Annotated in this window: 18 protein-coding genes; 12 read left to right on the forward strand and 6 right to left on the reverse strand. The window is 43.6% G+C overall.

Translation table 11 applies throughout. The annotated features are described in order from the left end of the window. Window positions 1-2: 2 nt before the first annotated feature. From rsmI to IH598_01205, 3 genes are all read left to right on the forward strand, one after another. Window positions 3-674: a 16S rRNA (cytidine(1402)-2'-O)-methyltransferase gene (gene rsmI / locus IH598_01195; protein ID MBE0637119.1), complete on the forward strand. Its 672-nt coding sequence runs from the start codon at window positions 3-5 to the stop codon at window positions 672-674. Between the two features lie 69 nt (window positions 675-743). After that, a complete protein-coding gene (locus IH598_01200; GenBank protein MBE0637120.1) occupies window positions 744-1,184 on the forward strand; it encodes an NUDIX hydrolase in 441 nt (146 codons plus the stop codon). 161 nt (window positions 1,185-1,345) lie between these two features. Then, complete coding sequence (locus IH598_01205) at window positions 1,346-3,190, forward strand: peptide MFS transporter (GenBank protein MBE0637121.1); 1,845 nt, start codon at window positions 1,346-1,348, stop codon at window positions 3,188-3,190. 60 nt (window positions 3,191-3,250) lie between these two features. Here IH598_01205 and IH598_01210 read toward each other — a convergent pair whose 3' ends face one another. The 4 genes from IH598_01210 to IH598_01225 all read right to left on the reverse strand — a co-directional run bounded on the left by IH598_01210 (window position 3,251) and on the right by IH598_01225 (window position 6,858). Then, window positions 3,251-3,616, reverse strand: a complete 366-nt coding sequence (locus IH598_01210) for a heavy-metal-associated domain-containing protein (protein ID MBE0637122.1) — start codon at window positions 3,614-3,616, stop codon at window positions 3,251-3,253. A gap of 95 nt (window positions 3,617-3,711) precedes the next feature. Then, window positions 3,712-3,984, reverse strand: a complete 273-nt coding sequence (locus tag IH598_01215) for a heavy-metal-associated domain-containing protein (protein ID MBE0637123.1) — start codon at window positions 3,982-3,984, stop codon at window positions 3,712-3,714. Window positions 3,985-3,997: 13 nt separating this feature from the next. Next, window positions 3,998-6,238 (reverse strand): TonB-dependent receptor, encoded by a 2,241-nt coding sequence (locus tag IH598_01220; GenBank protein MBE0637124.1) that lies wholly within the window; start codon window positions 6,236-6,238, stop codon window positions 3,998-4,000. 140 nt (window positions 6,239-6,378) lie between these two features. Then, window positions 6,379-6,858 carry a hypothetical protein gene (locus IH598_01225; protein ID MBE0637125.1) on the reverse strand — a complete coding sequence of 160 codons (480 nt, stop codon included), beginning with the start codon at window positions 6,856-6,858 and terminating at the stop codon, window positions 6,379-6,381. A 116-nt stretch (window positions 6,859-6,974) separates the two neighbouring features. Between IH598_01225 and IH598_01230 the strand changes: the two genes are divergently transcribed. The 5 genes from IH598_01230 (at window position 6,975) to IH598_01250 (ending at window position 11,051) form a co-directional block, all read left to right on the forward strand. Next, window positions 6,975-7,751 (forward strand): enoyl-CoA hydratase/isomerase family protein, encoded by a 777-nt coding sequence (locus IH598_01230; protein MBE0637126.1) that lies wholly within the window; start codon window positions 6,975-6,977, stop codon window positions 7,749-7,751. 107 nt (window positions 7,752-7,858) lie between these two features. Further along, the gene (locus IH598_01235) at window positions 7,859-8,224 is read left to right on the forward strand and encodes a four helix bundle protein (protein MBE0637127.1); all 366 of its coding nucleotides are present in this window, start codon (window positions 7,859-7,861) and stop codon (window positions 8,222-8,224) included. A gap of 29 nt (window positions 8,225-8,253) precedes the next feature. Next, the gene (locus tag IH598_01240; GenBank protein ID MBE0637128.1) at window positions 8,254-8,448 is read left to right on the forward strand and encodes a hypothetical protein; all 195 of its coding nucleotides are present in this window, start codon (window positions 8,254-8,256) and stop codon (window positions 8,446-8,448) included. Window positions 8,449-8,455: 7 nt separating this feature from the next. Continuing rightward, window positions 8,456-9,793 carry a 3-hydroxyacyl-CoA dehydrogenase family protein gene (locus IH598_01245; protein MBE0637129.1) on the forward strand — a complete coding sequence of 446 codons (1,338 nt, stop codon included), beginning with the start codon at window positions 8,456-8,458 and terminating at the stop codon, window positions 9,791-9,793. A 13-nt stretch (window positions 9,794-9,806) separates the two neighbouring features. Further along, window positions 9,807-11,051: a 3-ketoacyl-CoA thiolase gene (locus IH598_01250; GenBank protein ID MBE0637130.1), complete on the forward strand. Its 1,245-nt coding sequence runs from the start codon at window positions 9,807-9,809 to the stop codon at window positions 11,049-11,051. 171 nt (window positions 11,052-11,222) lie between these two features. Here the strand turns inward: IH598_01250 and IH598_01255 are convergent, their stop codons facing one another. Further along, on the reverse strand, window positions 11,223-11,951 hold the full coding sequence (locus IH598_01255) for a copper homeostasis protein CutC (GenBank protein MBE0637131.1): 729 nt from the start codon (window positions 11,949-11,951) through the stop codon (window positions 11,223-11,225). A 161-nt stretch (window positions 11,952-12,112) separates the two neighbouring features. Between IH598_01255 and IH598_01260 the strand changes: the two genes are divergently transcribed. The 4 genes from IH598_01260 to IH598_01275 all read left to right on the forward strand — a co-directional run bounded on the left by IH598_01260 (window position 12,113) and on the right by IH598_01275 (window position 22,447). Beyond that, window positions 12,113-12,589 carry a DUF302 domain-containing protein gene (locus IH598_01260; protein ID MBE0637132.1) on the forward strand — a complete coding sequence of 159 codons (477 nt, stop codon included), beginning with the start codon at window positions 12,113-12,115 and terminating at the stop codon, window positions 12,587-12,589. 288 nt (window positions 12,590-12,877) lie between these two features. Then, window positions 12,878-14,614, forward strand: coding sequence for a C69 family dipeptidase (locus IH598_01265; protein ID MBE0637133.1), 1,737 nt, complete (start codon window positions 12,878-12,880; stop codon window positions 14,612-14,614). A gap of 310 nt (window positions 14,615-14,924) precedes the next feature. Continuing rightward, window positions 14,925-20,021 carry a hypothetical protein gene (locus IH598_01270; GenBank protein MBE0637134.1) on the forward strand — a complete coding sequence of 1,699 codons (5,097 nt, stop codon included), beginning with the start codon at window positions 14,925-14,927 and terminating at the stop codon, window positions 20,019-20,021. 122 nt (window positions 20,022-20,143) lie between these two features. Next, window positions 20,144-22,447, forward strand: coding sequence for a PKD domain-containing protein (locus IH598_01275; GenBank protein ID MBE0637135.1), 2,304 nt, complete (start codon window positions 20,144-20,146; stop codon window positions 22,445-22,447). A 141-nt stretch (window positions 22,448-22,588) separates the two neighbouring features. Here the strand turns inward: IH598_01275 and IH598_01280 are convergent. Further along, the coding region (locus IH598_01280; protein ID MBE0637136.1) for a T9SS type A sorting domain-containing protein at window positions 22,589-23,625 on the reverse strand (1,037 nt) is incomplete at its 5' end.

Consider the following 23,625-nt stretch of genomic DNA (forward strand, 5'->3'; position numbering starts at 1 on the left):
CCATGTCGAAGCTGTTCATTGTTCCAACCCCGATCGGAAATCTTGAAGACATCACCCTGAGAGCGCTCAGGGTCTTGGCTGAAGTGGATTTTATTCTTGCCGAAGACACCCGGACGACTTCCGTTTTACTCAGGCATTACAACATCAGTAAACCTGTCCTGCCTTATCACCAAAACAACGAGCACAAGGTGTTTGAGCGTTATTGCCAGCGCATCGGGCAAGGTGAGCAAGCCGCTTTGGTGAGCGATGCCGGAACACCTGCGATTTCCGATCCCGGCTATTTAATTGTTAGAGAATGTTTGAGAAATGATATCACTGTAGAATGCCTGCCCGGTGCTACAGCGTTTGTACCTGCGCTGGTCAACTCAGGATTGCCAGCCGACCGCTTTGTATTTGAAGGATTTCTTCCTCATAAAAAAGGACGCATGACACGGCTTCAGTATCTCAGCGACATACCCTATTCAGTAATTTTGTATGAATCTCCCCACCGGCTGATTAAAACCCTCGAGCAAATGGCAGAAGTATTCGGCGCTGACCGGCAGGCATCCGTTTCACGCGAACTAACCAAAATTTATGAAGAGACTTTCCGCGGATCAATCACTCAAATCCTGGCTCATTTCAGCGAAAAACCTGTCAAAGGCGAATTCGTGATCGTTGTTGAAGGGAAAAAGTAACAGCCGATATTTACAAAATCAGAAAAACCCGTTTCACTCAACCTCAACCTTAACCTCAACCTCAACCTTATGCTCTACACCTATGAATACCCCCGCGCTTCGGTAACAGTTGACATTGTTGTTTTTTGCAAATTTGATGACATCTTGAAGGTCTTGCTCATTCAGCGAGGCAACGAGCCATTCCGGGATCAGTGGGCTTTTCCCGGTGGTTTTATCGAAATGGAGGAAACCCTTCTAAACACAGCCCAACGCGAACTTGAAGAAGAAACCGGACTGAAGGGGATCGACCTCCGGCAGTTTAAAACCTACGGTGATCCCGGGCGTGATCCCCGCGGAAGAACTGTTACCATCATTTTCTACGGTTTTGCTGAACCGAAAAATTCTTCGGTTACTGGTGCTGACGATGCCAAAAATGCCGGATGGTTTGCTGTGGACAAAATTCCAATCCTTGCTTTTGATCACCAAAAAATTCTGGATGATCTTCTTGATATGATTAATACCGCAGAATAGCTGGTTTTCCATGAACTGCCAATTCACCTGTTCTCAAAAGATTATATTTATCACAAGGCAGTCAGTTTTAAGTTGCTTTGCATCGAAATTTAAATATATTTGCAGACTTTTTCAAACGAACAGTTTAACTAATTACAAATTATTCACTAAATTCTACACTTATGCTTAAAGATCATCCAAAAGGTTTACTGGTGGCCTTCTTCACCAATATGGGAGAGCGCTTTGGGTTTTATACCATGATGGCCATCCTGGTTATGTTCCTTCAGGCGCGCTATGGACTTGATGCCGATGCCGCAGGAAGTATTTATTCATGGTTCTACTTTGCAATCTATGCCCTGGCGCTGGTTGGAGGTATGGTTGCCGATTGGACAAAAAAGTATAAGACGGTTATTTTAGTAGGACAAGTCATTATGTTTGCAGGGTATTTATTAATTGCAATACCTGGTCTGGAACTTTGGGTTTCTGTTTCTGCATTGTTAATTATTGCCCTTGGCAACGGATTATTCAAAGGCAACCTGCAAGCGGTTGTCGGGCAGATGTACGATGAGGAAAAGTACAGGAAATTCCGCGACAGCGCCTTTATGATCTTCTACATGGGGATTAACATCGGAGCTTTCTTTGCACCATTTGTTGCAAAAGGGATTAAGGAATTCTGGCTTAAATACAATGGTTACTACGAAAATGCCAATCTTCCTTTGCTCAGTCATCAGTATCTGGCCGGAACGTTGAAAGATGTTGAACAGTTTCAAACGCTGGCCAATGCGGCCATCAGGTCCGATGGAGGACGGTCAGCAGCCAACCTAACAACTTTTGCCAATGAATACATCGGCGTTTTCTCTGCAGGGTTCAACTATGCTTTTGCCATTGCAGCCGGTGCGATGATCGTTTCATTAATCATCTACGTCAGTTTCAACAAACTGCTGCCTTCTAAGTATAAACTAGCATTGGCCGACAAGAAAAATAATGTCAATCAGACAACAAAACCGGCACTTGACCTAGGAAGTAATCTGAAATACATCATCATTTCTTTGGGATTGGTTGCCGTAATCGCCGTTTTATTCCACATCGCTGATGGTTACACTGACATAAAGGACATTGATTACAAATTAGGATTAGCGGTTGGATTGTTTGTTGGATTTGTAACATTCATTTTCCAGATATCAACCAAAGAAGAGAAACCGCGTGTTGTGGCATTGACGCTGGTATTTATAGTGGTCATTTTCTTCTGGATGTCATTCCATCAAAATGGACTTACACTCACCATGTTTGCCCGCGACTACACCACCCAATTTGTTGGGCCGTTTACTAACCTGTTTTTCAATATCTGGTCCATCTTATCAGTGATTGCCGCAATTGCAGGGGCTGCTATGGTATTCTTCACCAAAAAAGTTAACAGCCGGTTGGTTGGTGCAGCACTTTTCCTCGTGGGAGGCGCCCTGAGCTACTATTTTACATCTTCCAATGCTGCATTGAACAGCATTTCACCTGAGGTATTCCAATCATTCAACCCATTGTTCATCGTAGCATTGACCCCTCCTGTAATGGCAATTTTTGCCTGGTTAGGGAAAAAGAAAAAAGAACCCTCATCACCACGAAAAATTGGTATCGGGATGATTATTGCCTCCTTCGGATTTGTGCTGGTGCTGATTGCATCACTTGGATTGGTTTCACCAAAAGACATGGCAGGGGTTGCCGTTGAAGAAATTAACCGGGTATCTCCTTACTGGCTGATGAGTTCTTATCTCATCTTAACCATTGCTGAGCTCTTCTTAAGCCCGATTGGTTTATCCTTCGTGGCCAAGGTTGCTCCTCCACGCTTCCAGGGACTCATGCAAGGTGGTTGGTTACTGGCAACAGCAATCGGAAACAAATTCCTGTTTGTTGGCAGTTTATTGTGGGGTAAAGTGGAACTTTACATGCTTTGGGGAATCTTCATTATTTGTTGTATCCTCGCAGCAGTGTTCATCTTCTCGATTATGAGAAGGCTTGAAAACGCTACTAAATAAACAAATTGCCATCTGATAGAAAAAGGCTGCAACGTTGGTTTGCAGCCTTTTTCTTTATGATCAGTGCGGTTCCGCATCCTTTTTGCAACAAGCAGGTAGTTTGTTGTAGGCTTTTTCATCGGCCACCAGGTCGTCGGCATCATAACCGATTTTGGTAATGGATTTTTTGATTTTTTCCACATCAGTGCGGCCAGGTTTGTACTCCACCGTGATGAGTTTCTCTTTCAAATCTACCTGAATATCGGTTACCCCTTTCTCATAAGCCAGTTCCTTCTTCACTCGTGCATCGCACATCCCGCAAACGACTGATGATTTGATGACCACAGTTTCCGTCTTGTTCTTGTCCTGTGCCTGAACCGGAGTAATTGAAAACGCTGTGATGGCAAAGATCGCCATCAATACAAAAATGATTTTTACAGTTTTCATGATTAAAATGTTTAAAATTAATAAATAGTGACTTTCAGAAAACACCCTGAATATGATTTTCAACATTAAGAGTTTTCTGGCTGTCAATAACTAAGTTACTTTGTCACCCGCCCTATAGCGCAGCTGACATAAGAAACCACCTCTGATTTCAGGCTATTATGCCCTTGTTCCGGATAGCCCAGTTTGGTGAGTTTCTTGGCAATGTTCTCTCTGTTTTGCAGTGCCTCGTCGTAATCCACCGAAACGGAAGATTCTTCGACGTTCACATTTACCTGGTTAACGCCTTCCATCCCAGAAATCCCTTTCGTGATGGTATTTGCGCAACCGTGGCATTTTAAATTCTCGATTATGATTTTTTCTGTTGTCATGATATTTTGTTTATTATTCAATTGCAAATCGAAGGCCTACATAATATTTACTACCCATGATCGGACCCCAAACCATGGATGCGTCGAAATAATCTCCGAAAGGGTCATTAGCGGCCACAATCGGGTGGTGCTGGGTATAATTCAGGAGGTTTTCACCTCCGGCATAAATGCTCCATTTTCTAAAATAGCGTGTTATTTGAGCGTTCAGGTTTGTATAGGCAGGAAAGTTTTCTTCAAGCCTGTATTCCGGGGGATTTCCAGATGTGTTTGGTAATCTGCCGCCGCCATTAAACTGGCTTGTAAAATCAAACTGCCATCGGTTCATATTGGTGGCATACGAAAGTGTAACCAACCCTTTATATTTGCTCACCAAAGGCTTACGCTGCAATTCTTCGTTGACGGTCATTTTCACATCGTTGATACGATAGGCTGCCACAAGATCAAGCCCTTTAATTAACTCATAGCTAATCTCCAGTTGCGCACTGTTGGAGTAAGATTTACCATTGAGGTTATACAACCTGATTTGTCTGACATCTGCGTCAATGTCAACAATCACCTGGTTTTGAAACTCAGTCCGGTAATAATCTGCGCTGATGGTCATCTCCTTTCCAAACAAATCAACATATTGCGTGATATGTGTTCCAAAATTCCAGGCCTCCTCCTGCTTCAACAGTTCAAGTGTGTTTAAGTCGCGGCTGCTGGCAAGAAAAGAAATATTTTCGGCAATCACATTCGGAGTCCGGTAACCTTTCCCTGCCGATGCCCTTACAACAGTTTTCGGTGTCAGGGCATAGCGGGCATGAACTCTTGGCGTGTAAAAAGTCCCGTAAATGTTATGGAAATCAGCTCTCATTCCGGCAATGAATGTGAATTTCTCCGGGTTGTTATAGGTATATTGAAAATAAACACCCGGCACACTTTCACTCATTGCAAATGCACTGTCGCTCAATACTTCATCATAATCGTTGTAAATGTAGCTGATCCCGGTGGTGAAGCTGTGTTGCGTGTTTCCGATGTACGACTGGAAGATCAGGTTGTTGTAAAAACTGTTCTGTCGTGCCGTGTAATCCCGTAATCCAAAAAATGTTTCCTGATCGTGCCAGGTGTAAGAACTAATCATAGCGATGCTGGTTTCAGGACGGTTGAGTAAAAATCCGTTTTTAGCAAAAAACTGCCAGCGTTTATTGTGAATACCTATGCCATAAGGGTTATCAGCATTCCGGTCATCAGATTGATTAAAATTCATCTGGCCCCCGGTTCGGTCTTCGTCAAGAAATTGAACCCCAAACTGGGCCTCATAGTGTTTCCCGAAATACTCCCAACGATTAAAAAAATTGTATTGGGTGTAAAGCGGATGATCAAGAAAGCCATCACCATTGTGGTCGTCCCTTGAACTATTGTTACTTACATGACCATATATCATAGTAGCCCAATTTGGATCTAATTTGGTTGCGGCGTTGATGTTGCTTTCAATCCGGCCATCGCTGTCGCCAAAAAGGTTGAGGAAAAGCTTCTCGCTATTGTTGGGCTTTTTATACTCGACATTAATCTGGCCTGCGATGGATTCATACCCGTTAATCACCGCTGCAGTTCCTTTTGAAACCTGTATGGATTCCATCCACGTACCCGGAACCCACATCAGGCCGTAACTGTTGGCCAGCCCGTAATAATTTGGTATATTCTCGATCATCAACTGGCTGTAAATACCTGCCAGCCCCAGCAATTGAATCTGTTTGGCGCCAGTGACGGCATCGCTGTAATTTACATCCACAGAGGCATTGGTCTCGAAACTTTCTGAAAGATTGCAACAGGCCGCTTTTCTGAGTTCAGTACTGTTAATCTGCTGTGTAACTATTGGATTTACCCTTGAGATGTGCGAACCGGATTGTCTGGCACTCACTTCGACACCCTCCAGTTCACTGATGGTTGACAACACAATTTCAAGATTTCGGTTGTCCTGATGAATGTGAATGGTGTCGCTGACATAACCCACAAAGCTGAAAACCAATAAGTGCCCGTCATGATTATCTTCGTTCGAATCTCCATGATTATGCTCTTCCTGTTCGATGGCGAAAAAACCTTTGGAATCAGTTGTAGTCCCCTGCAAGTTATGCGCCCAGTAAACATTCACACCGGTCAAAGGCGTCTTCCTGTTTTTCTCATCCAGCCCATAAACCTTTCCGGCTACGTTTTGAGCCAACGAACCGAAGGAGAGCAAGATGAATATTCCTGATAAAAATAATATCCTTTTCATTTAAAATTTCCTTTTGATAATGAATAGACTGTAAACCCGTATTGACAAAAGATAAAAAGATCAAAAATTCAATCTGATTTGTCTTCTGCAGAGGCAGTTCCTGTAAAAGGTGGCTAAGGTTGCAAGTAGAAAAACCTTTTTCAGGCGGAAAAAATAAATGAAGGGGCAATTTTGAAGGAATGGGTAAAGATCACAAAAGCTTTACCCGCCGACAGAGGTGGTGGTAATGAATGATTTACAATGAAATCTGATTCAATTTCCTTGCACTGGTCAAAGTCATTTAAATATAATTCGGTAATAGCAACGATTTGATCGAAATACTGAACTGAAATTTGAACCGGCTTGTTGAATTTCTCCGATATCTTTAGAAACATGTGTTCGTATTGGCAGCAACCATTCTGGCTGCATACATGGTCTGAATTGCTATGCCGGGCGGGCTCTTCGCAACAAGCCGGTTGGCCTTCTTCGTGCATTTCGCAGGTTTGGGTTTCACTTTGATCGCAACACTCGTCGAATGCAGTGACTGAGACATCAAAACTCTGGCAACAACCACATGAGTGGGTGTAAATATTTAACCCGCTGGTAGTTATAATTACTACAAGCGATAATATGATTGCCAATGATTTTTGAAATATCTTTGTCACACCTTTGTTTTCAAATTAAAACGCAAAGATACCAGGTTTGGTTTAATCGTTTTTTGCTATTATTGAAAAAAATTTCTTTAAAAAGTACAATTATGGAATTTGAAATTTTGAATTTATCCGTTGAAGAGGGCATTGCATTGGTTACGATCAACCGTCCAAAAGCATTAAATGCACTGAATACCAGGTTTTTTAACGAAATGGATGCGATGGTCGAAAAAATCAGTAACATGCCTGAGGTCAAAGTGATGATCATTACCGGCGAAGGAAAAGCTTTTGTTGCCGGAGCTGACATTGCCGAAATGGTGGACAAAGATCAGCAGCAGGGCAGTGATTTTTCAAGGCTTGGCCAAAATACATTCAGAAGCCTTGGAAATATGGAAATACCCGTAATAGCGGCTATTAATGGTTTTTCGCTTGGCGGCGGACTCGAACTGGCCATGGGCTGCGATTTCAGGATTGCCAGCACCAAAGCCAAATTTGGTCAGCCGGAAGTTAATTTAGGTTTAATACCCGGATACGCAGGGACTCAACGACTTCCACGCCTTGTTGGTCTTGCCGACGCACTTTACCTGCTGATGACCGCCGAGATGATTGGCGCGGAGGATGCACTCCGTATCGGGCTGGTGCAAAAAGTGGTTGAGCCTGAGCATCTGATGGAAGAAACCATGAAAATTGCCAGGCTGATCGCTTCCAAAGGACCAAGAGCAGTTAAACTTATCAAGAAGGTTGTAAGAAAAGGACTGGCAGGCAGTTTTGAGGATGGTTCGGAACTGGAAGCAATCAATTTCGGCTCACTTTTCGGCAAAGGTAATGAAGGAGAGATTGGAATGAAAGCATTCTTGAATAAAGAGCAACCTAAGTGGGAGTAAGAAAGTCGGCAGTCTGCAGTCGGCAGTCTGCAGTCGGCAGTCAGCAAGTGGGATATTGACCGGGAAATGATATTGTGTAATTAAAATTATCTGAAAAATTGAAAACGATTAAGAAGGGCTTCAGGGCGTTACTTGCTTATCAGAAAGGATTTGACCTTGCGTTGGAGATATTTGAAGTTTCAAAGTTGTTTCCGAATGAAGAAAAATACAGTCTGACAGATCAAATACGCAGGTCATCAAGATCGGTTTGCGCTAATATCGGAGAAGGCTATCGTAAACGACAATACCCGGCGCATTTTGTTAGCAAAATTTCCGACTCAGATATGGAAAATACTGAATCCCAGGTGTGGCTTGACTTTGCATTAGCTTCTAAATATATTGATGAATCACTTTATAATGATCTGATTGAAAAATCAGAAGAAGTTGGGAGGCTACTTTCTTTTATGATTCAAAATCCGGATAAATTTCGGTAATTTTTAACCATTGAATAAAATTAACTAGTTTGAACCAATTACAAGAGATCTGCCGCCTGCCTACTGGAGACTACCATCTGCCGACTGCCGACTGCCGACTGGGGACTGCCGACTGGGGACTGCCAACTGCTGGCTGCCGACTGGGGACTGCCAACTGGGGACTGCCAACTACAAACTTCCAAAACAACATTGGAATACCAACATCATTTGATAATTTTAAATAACAAAAACATGAACTACGACGAAAGATTACAAAAAGTGAGTGTGCTGGGTGCTGCCGGAAAGATGGGCAGTGGCATTCTGCTTTTAACGGCCGTGGAGATGGCCAATCTCAGCCTTAAGCCCGAAAACAAAGGGAAAACATTTGTGCTCAATGCCATTGACCTTTCCGAGGAAGGGCTGGCCGGTCTGATGAAATACCTCAAAGTGCAGGTGAGGAAAATTGCTGAAAAGAAAATGGTGTGGCTGCGCGAAGCATATGCCAGCCGTCAGGATTTGATCGAAAATGGTGAGATCCTTGACGAATACATCTTTGACGTGATGAACATCGTGAGGCCGGTAACTGCAATGGAGGTTGCTTATGGCTCCAACCTCATCTTTGAGGCCATTGCCGAAAACCAGGCACTAAAGGTTAAAATCTTCAAACAGATTGATCAGAACAACCCCAACAAACCCTGGTTCTTCACTAACACCTCCTCCATTCCGATTCACATGTTGAATAACGAAGCTGGATTAGGCGGGCGCATTCTCGGATTCCATTTTTACAATCCACCCGCAATACAACGCCTGGTTGAGTTGATTACCATCAGCGAAAACAGTGCGGAGATGAATGACTTTGCCAACGCTTACGCAAAGAGTCTGAAAAAGGTGGTAGTGCCATCAAACGACTTTGCGGGCTTTATTGGTAACGGCCACTTCATGCGTGATGCGCTGCATGGCATTGCCGAAGCGGAAATCCTGATGAAAGATTTCTCCTTTGCTGAATCGGTTTATATGGTCAACCGGATTACACAGGATTACCTGGTTCGTCCGATGGGTATCTTCCAATTGATTGATTACGTTGGTGTTGATGTGGTGCGTTTCATCATGGGAGTAATGAACCCTTACAATGAAAAGGAAACGCTACACAGTCCGCTGCTCGATCAGCTTTTTGATTTGGGTGTAAAAGGGGGACAAAACTCTGATGGCTCGCAAAAAGATGGTTTCCTCAAATATGAAAAAGGAAAACCGATTGCCATTTATGACTTGCAAAAAAGGGCATATGTTCCGGTTGTAAATTTTTCAGCAAAATGCGATGAACACCTTGGCCCATTGCCCACTGGTTATCAACCATGGAAATCAGTGAACTTCAGCAAAAATAAAGAAGACTTACTGAATGCTCATTTTGAAGGGATAGAGACCCTTAAAACCATTGGTGGTCAATTAGCCAGAAACTATCACCGTCGCTCATTCGACATAGGAAAACAACTGGTTAGTACTGGAGTTGCCAATAGCGATGAAGATGTGAACACTGTCATGCTCACTGGATTTTTCCATGCCTATGGCCCAATTAATAACTATTTAAATTAAGGAGGAAGCAAAAATGAAAAAGATGCAGAAGAAAGTATATATGGCTGCCGGTTACAACACGATTTCTATGGGTACCGGTCGAAATGAGTTTAACCCGAAAAAGGAGAGGCCAGGACTGGAACATTATATTTCGGAAGCCGGAAAAGGGACGCTGGCGCAAATCGGTGGAGCAAAAAATGTGGACGAGAGTGTGATAGGGAATTTTATGGCAGCACGCTTTAACAAGCAGGGTCATCTGGCAGGATTTATCCCAATGATTGACGAGGGATTGACTTTCAAACCCAGTATCAGGGTGGAAGCAGCATGTGCTTCGGGAGGTATGGCGCTGATCACCGGAATAAAAAATGTGCTGGCCGGAGCTGACACTGTTTTGGCTCTTGGCGTAGAGGTGCAAAATACCATGAAAGCCATTTATGGCGCCGATGTGCTGGCTGGCGCAGGATGGTTCGAAAGGCGTAAAAACGGGCACGCTTACTTTTTCCCCGGACAGTTCAGCGATCGTGCCGGAGCTTACTATGAAAAATATGGAAAAGAATATGCCCGCAAAGGCCTTTCGCGCTGGTATCGCAACGCCATCGAAAATGCACGCCTTTGTGCTACGGCACAAGAATTCCACAACACCAACCCCGATCCTGAAGGTACTTGCTTCAAAATGGAACCCAGCGGAAAAACTTTTGTTGATCATTTGAATGTGTTGGATTGTTCCAAAGTATCTGACGCTGCGTGCGCCATTGCCATACTTTCGGAAGAAGGGCTTGCCAAATGCGGGATTGAAAAGAAAAACGCCGTTGAAGTTGTAGGATTTGCCACCTCTGAAAGAGATATTACAAAAAATCCGACCGACCTCACGGTGATGGAAACCATCAGGGATGCAGCTCGCAAAGCACTGGCTCATGCCGGCATCACCATCCACGATCTGGCCACCATAGAGACCCACGACTGTTTTACAATTGCTGGCATTCTTGCCGTTGAAGCACTCGGATTTGCCAAACCCGGCGAAGGCGCCGATTTCGTTTATCAGGGTCACACTGCCCGCAACGGCAAAATCCCGATCAACACCACCGGTGGGCTGGTTGGGTGGGGGCATCCAACAGGAGGAACAGGTGTTCACCAGGCTGTAACCATCTGGGAGCAACTCACCGGAAGAACCGGCGATGCCCAGATCGAAATTCCTGCTGAAAAACCTTACGGAATGACCATCAACATGGGCGGCGACGACGTAAGTGCAGTGGCGATTGTGTACAGGAAGTTGGAATAGACCCTGGAGAATTAGATAATGCTTTTCGATTTGAATCACTCATTATTGTAATTAGTTGTGATTTGATGGCGGTGAAAAAAAGGCTTTTACAGGAATTGTGGCAGTAAATAAACAGGCTGGAGCCTAAGCTGAACACAAGCAAAATATGCAGGCGAAAATGTAGCCAAAACCTCATAGGTTTGCAAGCAAGCGCTGTATCATCTCCCCATCGGCAAGCACTGTCCGGTACTCATCCAAATTACTTTTCCCCATCGAAAGTCCGGGATTTTGGAACAACATTTTTGAAGGGAAATATTTTTTTGCCGATAAATGAATTTCCTGAACACCTGTGCGGGTAATCAAATCCAACACATTGACTTCGTTGATGCCGCTGCCGGCCATGATCGAAATCCGGTTTCCTGCCCGTTTTACCAATGCTGAAATTAAATCTGCTCCCTGTATTGCAGTAGGTTTTTGCCCGGAGGTGAGAATTCGCCGGGCGCCGGTAGAAATTATATCTTCCAAAGCCCTAAAAGGGTTGGCTGTCATATCAAAAGCCCTGTGAAAAGTGACTTCCATAGGGTGAGCAGCCTCAACCAGGTGGGCAGTTCTTTCTATATCGACCGTACCATCAGGCTTTAACATTCCAAATACAACTCCGTCGGCTCCTGCTTTTTTTGCAAATACAATGTCTTGCAGCATGGTTTCAACTTCATTTTCTGAATAAAGAAAATCTCCTCCACGCGGCCTGATCATCACAAAAAGAGGAAGTGATATTATTTTTCTTGCAATATGTATAGTGCCTGGTCCTGGGGTAGTTCCTCCCTCAGTTGGGCCGGCACACAATTCTATTCTGTTGGCTCCTGCATTTTGAGCAATCAATGCAGATTCGATGTTATAGCAGCAGATTTCAAGAGTGATGGCAGGCATGGATTTAAAGTTGAAATACAGCACAAAAGTAATCCAAGAAAAACATACGTACTGTTGAAAAGCAAGTTCAAGGCTTCATTATTTGAACATCAACCGGTTTATTTATGTTTAATGGCTTGATAATTAAACAAAATGATCTTAAAAATTAACGCATGAAAAACATCTTAATCGCCGGAATTGCCGGCCTTTTAATCGGATCTGTAATTACTGGATTTGTATTATTCAAGCTTTCCCCGGGCATGATGCTGATGGAAACCGCAAGCCCTTACGATTTTAGCACCACAGTTCAAAAGCTTGAGACGGCGGTGGCAGAGCAAGGTTGGAGAATGCCGGCAGTGCATGACCTACAGGCTACTTTGTTGAAGAGTGGGAAAAATGTCCGTTCGGTAAAAGTATTTGAGTTGTGCCACCCCGACCACGCAGAAAAGATTCTGAAGCAAAGTGAGGAGCGCATCGTTTCGACCATGATGCCCTGCCGTGTGGCTGTTTATGAAAAAGCTGACGGGAAAGTATATATTTCGCGGATGAATTCTGCACTGATGGCCAATGCTATGGGTGGCATCGTGAAGGAGGTGATGGCAAAGGCATTCGCCGAAAATGAGCATATGATCGAAAGCACTATTAAGTAGTGGCAGCCAGAAAACTCCATAAGTTGAAAATCAATGAATTCCCCAACCCTAAAGGGAGCATTGATTTTCAACGATTTACTCCCTTTAGGGTGGGGTAAATAAATCGTTGAAAATCAAAAATGAAGGGTTTTCTGGCTGGCACTAAATAGAGCGTTTTTTTGACGCCCGTTATTTTTGGTAAAATCATTTCTGACACCAGCCAGTTAAGTGTTCTTTAGGAGATAGTCCGACCTGTTGTTAAAAATATTCGTAGGTTTGCCCTCATAATTCATTTAACTCTACTATCCGATGAAGTTTACACATTTATTATCAACGACTTTACTGCTTGTTTTACTTCCTATTGTCACTTTTGCCTGTACCAGTTACCTTGTGACTCCCGGCGCCTCTGTTGACGGCTCTTCGATGATCAGCTATGCCGCCGACTCACACATTCGTTATGGAGAACTTTACTATCATGAAGGCGGCCCGATGCCCGAAGGTTCATTTTACCAAATGTATTGCCGAAGTACACACAAACCACTCGTTAAAGTTCCACATCCCCCTACTACATATTCAGTGGTTGGATTTATTAATGAGAAACAGGTAGCCATGGGCGAAACAACTTATGGCGGGCGTTCTGAATTGCGCGACACCACCGGGCTGATGGATTATGGCGGGCTGATGTTCCTTGCATTACAACGGTCAGCTACAGCCAGAGAAGCCATAATGGTGATCGGTCAACTGGTGGAAGAGTATGGCTATTACAGTGACGGCGAATCATTTTCCATAGCCGACAAAAACGAGGTTTGGATCATGGAGATCATTGGAAAAGGTACGGATTGGCAATTTGATAAAAAGAGCAAACAATATTTCAATGCCGACAAAGGTGCTGTTTGGGTGGCGGTGAGAATTCCTGACGGATATATTTCGGCACATGCCAATCATGCCCGTATCATGAATTTCCCTTTGGAGGATGGCGTTACATCGATCAGTTCAAAAAATTGGGATAACCTGAATAAACCCAATGTTGGAGTTATTTATGCTCATGATGTTATCACATTTGCCCGTAAAAAAGGATATTTTGATGGTGCTGATGCCGATTTCAGTTTTTCTGATGTTTATGCTCCGGTTGATTTTGGCGCAGCGCGTTTCTGTGAAGCCCGTGTCTGGTCGATGTTTCGGAAGGTGAACAGCGAAATGGATGTGTTTGAGGACTATGCCATGGGTCAAAACCTCGAAAACCGGATGCCACTTTACATTAAGCCTGAGCGGAAGCTCTCCGTTCAGGATTTGATGGATTTTAAGCGCGACTACCTTCAGGGAACCGAATACGATATGTCGCAGGATATCGGCGCCGGACCGTGGGGAGCGCCCTATCGCTGGCGTCCTTTAACCTGGAAACTTGATGGAAAAACTTACTTCCACGAGCGCACTACCGCCACCCAGCAAACGGCTTTTTCGTTCATCACACAATCACGTTCCTACTTACCCGACCCGGTGGGAGGGATCATTTGGTTTGGCGTTGACGATGCCAATTCCACAGTTTACGTTCCGATGTATGCAGGCATCAGGCATGCACCTGAAACCTATGCCGAAGGGAACGGCAGCATCCTTGAGTATTCCGACAACTCCGCTTTCTGGACTTTTAACAAGGTTTCCAATTTTGCCTACCTGCGTTACAGCCTGATGCTTCCCGACATCCGTAAGGTGCAGTCGGAACTGGAAAAAAGATTTATGGACTTTGTGCCCGCTGTTGACAAAGCAGCAACTGAACTTTACAATAAAAACCCCGAACTTGCCCGGGATTTCCTTACCGATTTTTCGGTGAAAATGGGGAATTATACTGTCGAGCGCTGGGAAGAACTGTTTCGTTTCCTTATGGTTAAATTTATGGATGGGAACATTAAGAAAGAAGAAAATGGTGAATTTCTGACCAATAAATATGGCAGATACCCCATCGTAATCCACCCTGAATACCCTGAATGGTGGCTGCGCCTGATCGTCGAAACCACGGGGGATAAGTTCAGGTACATTGAAAAGAATTAACCGGTTCTTAAAGAATATTGATTGTCTAACTCGGTGATCATCCCTGCATTCCTACAATAATAGTCCACTCAGACGAGTAATGGACATGACACTCATGATTTTCAACGTTTTGGGCTAATTCCAGACTTTGGAGGCAGTCTCCTGTTTACAATTGAAATCTTTTGTTCCCCCCCATCATTGTAATAACACTTTTAGGCATTGAGATGAAAAGATTTGCTAAATCTTTCTAAAAATCCTTGACAACTTTTTGATTCCGTATTAAATTTACCCCCATTTTAGTTCATTGTTTAATCACCTAAAAACTGTGTTTATGAAAAAATTATCTCTCACTTTTTTTGTAATCATCTTTACCTTGCAAAGTCAAATTTACAGTCAAACCACCAGGTATTGGGTAGGTGGAGGAGAATCTTACGGAAATGACGGTAATAAGTGGTCGTTATCTTCCAATGGAACACCGATAGGTGGAACTATTACCTGGGCAAGCAATGATATTGCCGTATTTGATGCCTACTCAGGTTCAAACATTGTGGTAATCATCAATGCTACCATAGGTACAATCGGAAAGCTGACCATTACCGGAAACCAGACAGTGACCGTAAAGCCTGATGCTGCTGCAAACGCTACCCTTAATCTTTCAACAACTACAGGAAATGCCTTTTATCTTGAGGCCAGCAGTACATTTATCATCAAAGGTCTCGATGCCGCAACGGACAGAAATTTGAATGTCAACATGAGTTCCAATACCACAGCAACTATTTATGGTTACCTGAAAGTTACCGATGCTGCTACCGGATATGGAGAGTTTACCAAATCAACAGGCGCCACGATCAATTTTAAAGGTGGTTCAACATACGAGCACAACTCATCACAGTCAGGCTCTGATTTGCCTGTTGCTACCTGGGAAACCAATTCAACCTGTTTAGTTACCGGTTCAAAAGGTTCAAAACCCGGTGAACTGGATCAACAGTTTCATCATTTTACATGGAATTGTTCTGCTCAATCCGACAATATCAGTCTTGCCTGCGATCTGACACATGTGAACGGTAACCTGACTTTTGCCTCAACAAATTCAAAAAACCTGATGTTTTCAAATGGATCAACTTGCTCTGTTTTCGTAGGAGGAAATTTTCAGATCAACTCAGGAACCAGGTTTTATGTTGCCAATGGAGGCGGAGACGTTGGTCTGACAGTAAACGGTAATTTTTTAAACTCAAATGGGGATTTTACAATGTCAGATGCCAGTTCCAGCGATGTTACCATGACAGTAAATGGCAGTTTTACCCTGAATGGAGGTTATTTCAGGATCGCTACATACAACACTGATATAAGCACATTGAATCTGAAAGGGAATGTAACCATGTCCAATTCTGCTTTTTTAATTTATACTACAGATGGGAATAATGGAAATGTAGTCTTTAATGGAACAACCCAGCAAAATTTCGTCAAATCGGGCGGCACTATTCTGAATAAAGTAAATTTTACTGTCGCCAATGGAGCCATCCTGAATCTGGCTGATTATATTCTAGGCGACTACAGTTCCACTACCGGTAATTTCACGCTCGCAAGTGGAGCAACACTCATAACAACCCATTCGGAAGGCATAACTTCAAGTGGCAACAGTGGTTGCATCCGGTCAACTGGTGCAAGAGGTTTTGACGGCAATGCAAATTATCAGTTTGTCAGGAACGGTGCGCAATCCACAGGTAATGGACTGCCATCAGCAATTTCAGGTTCAGTGACCATTGGTTCAAATTCCAACACAACAAGCCTTGGTTTTTCGAATCCCACAGCCATCAATGGCTCATTAATCATGATGAATGGTACGGTTGCCAGTTCCAATATTAGTTATGGTTCATCGGGTATGTTGGAATACCGTGGAAATGCAGCGCAGACTATGGGAAATAATGAATGGCCTTCATCGACAGTTCCCAAGCTAAAAATCAACAATTCTGCAGGGGTTTCGATGAATGTCAGCAAAACTATCAGCAACAACCTGAACCTGTTTTCAGGCACTTTAAACATTGGGTCTAATCATACACTCACATTAAACAATAGCACCATTACGGTAAATTCTGGCACTTTAACGGGCAGTTCATTGTCAAACATCATTTTTAGCGGCAGCGGAAACACTACACTACCGGGCGTAAATAGCGGGCTTAATGATCTTACCATCAACAGGCCTGGAGCAACCATCACCATTGGAGGCGCCATAACAGTGTATGGAACAATGACGATGACGGCAGGGACATGCTCTTTGGGTGCAGGAATGATCAACTACGGTACTTCAGGCATCCTTAAATATGATAATACGTCAGTGGCTCAAACAACGGGCAATGCAGAATTTCCCGGCACAAATGGTCCAATAGACCTTGTCATTGACAAATCTTCTCAAACGCTGAACCTCCATGCCAGTCGCCAGGTAAACGGTTCTATCTATCTGGATAACGGGATTTTAAATTTGGGGTCCAATACACTTACTGTTGCCGGAAATTTTGCCTCTACCGTGGGAAGTATAATAAGCAGCAGCAACGGGCATCTGGTTTTTAGTGATAACGTTCAGCAGGGACAGGCGCCATCATCTGCCGGATTATCCAATCTTACAATCAACAGGGCTGCCGGTGTAAACATGACAGGAAGCCTGACAGTTAATGATAACCTTTTTCTCTCCAATGGAGCATTGAGCATCGGAAGCAATCAGTTGACCCTGAATGGTGCTATTTTAGTGATTTCCGGAACCTTGTCCGGTGGTGTTGAAGCCTCAGTCAATTTTGGCGGTAACGGCGCTTCTACCACACTTCCGCCTATTACACTGAAAAGCCTGACAATCGATCGTTCAAACGGGATTGCACTTGGTGGTGATGTCACGATTAAAAATCAGCTTACCCTAACATCAGGTCAGCTGAATATCGGCAGCAACACATTATTTCTTGATGGAATGATTACAGCAACCAATGGAAGTTTGGCAGGGATCGAATCGACGCTCCAAATCAACGATTCACCTTTGAAAACGGCCACTAACCTGCCGCAGGCTGAATTGGGGAATCTTTACATTTACCGGTCCGATGGTGTAAATATGACCGGAAGTGTAACCATTCAGGATAATTTGTCCATCCTTTCAGGCAATCTTTCAATTGGCCAAAACAATACCCTAACGCTGAATGGGTTGCTGTCAGAAAGTGGAGGAGTACTTGTGTCAGGAAACGGGTCGAGCCTGACAATTGGCGGTGACGGGTCAATAATGAATGTATCTCTTACAGATTTGTTCAATCTCACATTACAACGCCCGAATGGAATGAGATTGATCAACCCGATAAAAATTTGGGGAACGTTCTTGCTCTCCAACTGCACCATTGATCTAAATGGGCAAAACATTAGCTATGGCGATAACGGAACCCTGTTTTACCGCGGCTTTTCCGAACAAATTACTACCGACGACGAATGGCCAGTCAATCAGGGACCAAGACATGTTACTGTCCAGAATTTCAGTGGTGTAAAATTGCATGATGACAGATCAGTTCCAGGCCTGCTCAGTATTCAGGTTGGCAGCTTTCAAATTCAGGAAAACACACTTACACTTGGAGAAAGTCTTTTAACCACAGTGACAGGAACATTAACAGGTGGGGAAAATTCTAATTTGGTTGTAGGAAACAGCTTGTTGTTAAACCCGTTATACCTCCCCTCGGTTATATTGAACAATCTGGTCATGGATCGGATCACCGGGGCAATTATGCAGGGAAGTATTGACCTGTATGGTACATTGTCTTTAATAAATGGCGAGTTTTATATGAATAATTACACACTAACATTAAGAAATCCAATTTCCGGAAATCTTAATAATATCAGATCGACCCCGGCCTCAAATCTGGTCATTTCGGGCAGTGTACCCGGGGTTGATATTGGGCCTGATGAAAATATCCGGGTTACCGAGCTAAATAGCCTTGTAATCAGGAACACACATTTAACCGGAGTAGCATTGAATGGGCATCTTCATTTGATGAGTAACTTAACGATTGAACAGGGAAGTAAATTCATGGTTGAACCTTCAGGCTGGTTAACAATCCATGGTGATTTATTGCTGTCAGATGATGAGTCTTTGGTACTGAAATCAAACGCTACGGCCACAGCTTCATTAATCCTTTATGGACAGCAGACTAAAAGCGGCTCAGCTCGAATTGAACGGTTCGTTAAAGGATATACAGGTCCGGTGGACGGATGGCATTTATTAGGTTCTCCTGTTCAAACCTTTTTAATTGGTGGCAGCAGGTTTGATCCCGAGGCCAGTGATGACCTTTATACCTATAGTGAAACTGATAATTTGTGGTTGAACTACAAAGTTCCTGGTAATTTCACTCATTTTGTTGCTGGTACCGGATACCTGTTAGCCAGCCATGTGGATGATACAAAATGGTTTTCTGGATTAATTAACAACCAGGATATCTCATTTAACAACCTGTCATTTTCAGAAGAGCGGGGATGGCATTTACTCGGAAATCCCTTTCCAAGCGCGCTGCGTTGGAATGACGGTCAGTGGCATCTTGTAGAAATTGATCATATAGCCAAAATTTGGGATGAAAGCATTAATAATTATATTGATCTCGATCCCGGAGAACACATACCGCCACACAATGGATTTTTTATCAGGGTGAATAATCCAATCAATAAAATAACAATCCCGGCCATTTCGCGGGAGCACAGTGATCTGAACTGGTACAAGAATGGGTTTTTTCCTGCATTGACCCTGATCACTCAAAGCCTGGAAAACACTTCAGCTGCCGTTTGCCGCGTAAGGTTTCATGAAGAGGCAACAACTGGTTTCGACAGCGGTTTCGATTCTTACTATCTGTCCGGATTTTCCGAGTCACCTGCTTTTTATGCTAAAATAACCCCTGAAAAACACCTTTCAACGTGCACCCTACCTTTTGAAGAGGAAACCATGTTGGAATTAAATTTTTCTAAAGGGTTATCTGGTTCTTATCAAATCAATGCAACCGGATTAAACACTTTCCCCGAAGGCACAAAGATTTTGCTAAGGGACGGTAAGCAAAACCTTTCAGTTGATCTTACACTCCAGGACAGCTATACATTCGTCTCGGCACCAGGCGATGACCCCAACAGGTTCAAACTGTTTTTTTCAGGTCATACCGGAATCGGCGAGATCAAGCAGGAATTGAAACCAATCATCCAGTATTCGGGAGGAAAAATAGTGATCATTTCACCCTCTCAGCCTGATGTTAAAGCAATGTTTCTTGAAATGTTTGATCTCACCGGGCGATGCTTGTTGAGAAGACAAATTGAAGCAAATGGTGAAATGCTGATTGATCAGAATATTGCAGGTGGAATTTATATCATCAGACTCTACATTGAAGGGGAAAATCAATATTACCCGGCTAAAATTCAAATTTTCTGATGCCATAAGAAGGTAATAGTTGAAATGTTCGGCATTTTTATACTTGTCGGGAAAAAGCATTAGTTTAGCACTACCTTTTTAAGTAGTGAATTGCTTATTTATTAACCCAAAGTTCAACGATTATGAAAAATTTTACACTGTTTTTTAAGATGTTTTTGTTCCTGATCTTGTTAAGTCCGGGAAAAGTATTTTCTGATGCCAGCCGAAATGGTCCAAGGGAATCTTTTATTGATTTTTCTGGAAAGGATATTCCTGTTGTCGACTTTTCGGCCTCACTCGGTTTAATTATTGCGGGGAATAACATTTCTTTCACTGATCTTTCCTCAGCAGGTGGAACCTCATGGGTATGGAATTTCCAGGGTGGAACGCCATCCATCTATCTTGGAAAAGTGCCCCCGCCAATCACCTACAATTCAGCAGGAAACTTTGATGTGTCATTGACTGTGGTCTGGCCTGACACTGTGATTACAGAAACAAAAACAGCGTTTATCAACGTGGTAAATCTTCCTGCAGATTGGAATTTTACCGCTACCGGTTCTTCCCACCTGATTTCAGTACCAATTAACGTTGTATTTCCCTCTCAATCATTGGCCTACGGCGATTTTATCGGTGTTTTTTACATCAACCAGGATGGCATTGAAAAATGTGGAGGCGCCGCGGTTTGGGATGGTATCAACGGTAAAGTGGTGGTCGCTTTTGGTGATGATGCTACCACCACGACCCTCAAAGAGGGATTTGCCGCTAATGAGATGCTGATATGGAAGTCGTTTCTCTCGGCAATTAGTGAGGAGAATTATGCAGCAGTTCTTTACAATGCTGCTTTACCAAATAAAAACGGGAAGTTTCAGGATAATGGGTTATCGGCGCTAACTACTATTGTAACGCCAGGATTTCCTCCGATGAGCATAACTGTATCAGCAAATCCGGAATCGGTTTGCGAAGGTGATGAAGTGCAGTTAAGTGTTGATATTAATGGCGGATCAGGTGATTTTACCTTTTCCTGGACATCAGTCCCTGCAGGGTTTACGTCAGACCAGCAGAACCCACTGGCCTATCCGGTTCAGGATGTTACCTATAATGTTGTTGTAAGCGATGGTTTTACCTCCGAATCAGCTGCTGTTGAAGTAACTGTGTCACCTGCACCTTTTGCCAATGCTGGTGCAAATACTATAATCTGCGAAAATGAAACAGTGATACTTATGGCAGAAGCTGGAAATCATTGTGGGATTCTCTGGCAATCCAACGGGTTGGGCTTTTTCGATGATCCTTATTCTTTGTCATCGACTTATTTTCCATCACCAATTGACATTCAAAACGGTGAAGTTGAACTTTGCTTAACGGCCCTCCCTTGCAGTCCATGCGCAGTGCCCGCAGTAGATTGCATTGCAATCGAAATCATACAGCAGGTTACCATCGATATTATCATTGATCAAGCCACCATTTGCTACGAAGATTCTTTTGATTTTACCGGATTGGTTGATGCTGCCAATTATGAAAATCTGCAATGGTTTACAACGGGAGGCGGGTTCTTTTCACCGGATAACAATGTGCTTGAACCGATTTACTATCCAAGCCCTGTCATTGATTATCCGCAGGGATGTATCCAAATCAGTGTGACAGCATTTTCTGTCAATCCCTGTGAACTGGCGCTAAGTGATAATTTCACACTCTGTTTCCAGGCGCCTCCATTGGTGAATGCGGGCGACAACGCTACCATTTGTGAAGATGAAACAGTTATAACGATGGCGTACGCCGAAAATCATTGTGGCATTTTGTGGCAAACCAGCGGGACAGGATTTTTTGATGATCCTGCTTCTGCAGGAGCTGTCTATTTCCCTTCTGCAATTGACATTTCGAATGGATCAGTGGATCTTTGCGTTACCGCACTTCCTTGTGCACCATGTGCAGAGCCCATCACTGATTGCATCACCCTGACCATCGGTAAAATTCATACGATCACCATACCATCAGGATGGAGTGGCGTTTCAAGTTTTATCGAACCGTTTGAATCAGATATCGAATTCATCATGTCGCCTGCAATCCAGGAATTGATCATTATGTACAATTTACAGGGCGAAACCTTATTTCCGGAGGAAGAAATCAATACCCTCATCAATTGGGACAGGCTTTCGGGTTACGTGATTAAAACGTCCGGGGAAGCCCAGATTGCCCTTTGCGGCGCCGATCCTGCCAACAAAACCATCCAACTTACTGAAGGCTGGAACCTGATCCCGATCCTCAGTGAAGATGATCTTTCAGTGGCAGATATTTTCTTACCGATTCTTGATAAACTGATCATTGTGCAGGAGGTTGCCGGAGTCAAGCTCTATTACCCTGAATTTGGGATTAATACGCTGGATTATCTTGAATCCGGCAAAACATATTTTGTAAAGGTGAGCGAGGCTTGCACGATCAGTTTCCCATAAGAAGCCAATATGTTTCGGTTTAAGCAACATATCACCAGGCAATTTGTAAAAGACAAAGTTAATACCATGATCAAATTCATGATGAATCAGGATTTTTACTGATGATGAGAGGATTAGCATTTAAAAAACTTCGATCAAATACTATCTTGCAATCACTACCTTTTTTGTCACTTTCATTGTTTTACCGGTCGTCCTGCTATGAAGGTCAATATTGGCAAAATAAACGCCGTCAGGAACCCGACTTGAGTTCCAGTTGTAAGTAAAAATATTCTGGGAGAGGGTCATCTCATTTACTTGTAAAACCTTGCGGCCATTCAGGTCGCTGATTGAAATGGAAACACTCCTGTTCTCGCCTGCTTCGATTACAATATTGATCTGATCTTTCCCCGGATTGGGGTAAATGCTGACACTGGTTTCATTTGTCAGATTTTGCTCATTGATTCCCACATTAAACATGCTGAATAGCGAATCCATATCAACCTGTGTGGGAGGAATCAGAAATGCCGGAGTACCGGGTTCGGCCATCGAAAAGCGGATGATATTCTGGGCGGGGATAAACTGGATGGTTTGCAGGTTCGTGGTGACGCCGGCAGCTGTCAGCACATTCCAGTTTCGGTTTACATCAAGCTGATTGGAAGTTTCCAGTGAATCGGAAATACGGCTGTAGCGATAGCAGTAAGCCGGCGGTTTAAGCAGTCTGAAATGGTTGGTTGCAACCAGGTTATCCCCAAAATATTCGGGATTATCAGCCACTGTTCTGATGGCAAATCCGTAAGCATTATGAATTTCAAGTACTTCAGCAGAAGATTCATCAAAGGCTGGCCCTGCCGAGTGTACAATAAAAGTGCTCGACACATTATGAGCGCGCACTGCATCGGTCACATCCCGCGCGGTGCACAGTCCATCGCCATTGTAGTCTGCCGCCTCCAGCCCGTCCCTTTGGGCGAGGTTCACCGGGTAAAACCCTGTTCCTGTTGGCGGAGCCATGTAGTTTCCCATGTTCTGAAATGTTGCTACGCCGTATTCATTCATCCCCGAAAGGGCGCCAATCAGACCGATAAATCCAAAGGTGACAAACGATTGTTTAGACGGGTCGCCGGTCACCCAGATGATGATGAGGGCGTTGTTGATCAGATGGGGATTGTTTATCCAATCAAGGTTCCGGTTGATCACTGTTT

Source organism: Bacteroidales bacterium (assembly GCA_014860585.1).
In the GTDB taxonomy this organism is placed as follows: domain Bacteria; phylum Bacteroidota; class Bacteroidia; order Bacteroidales; family 4484-276; genus RZYY01.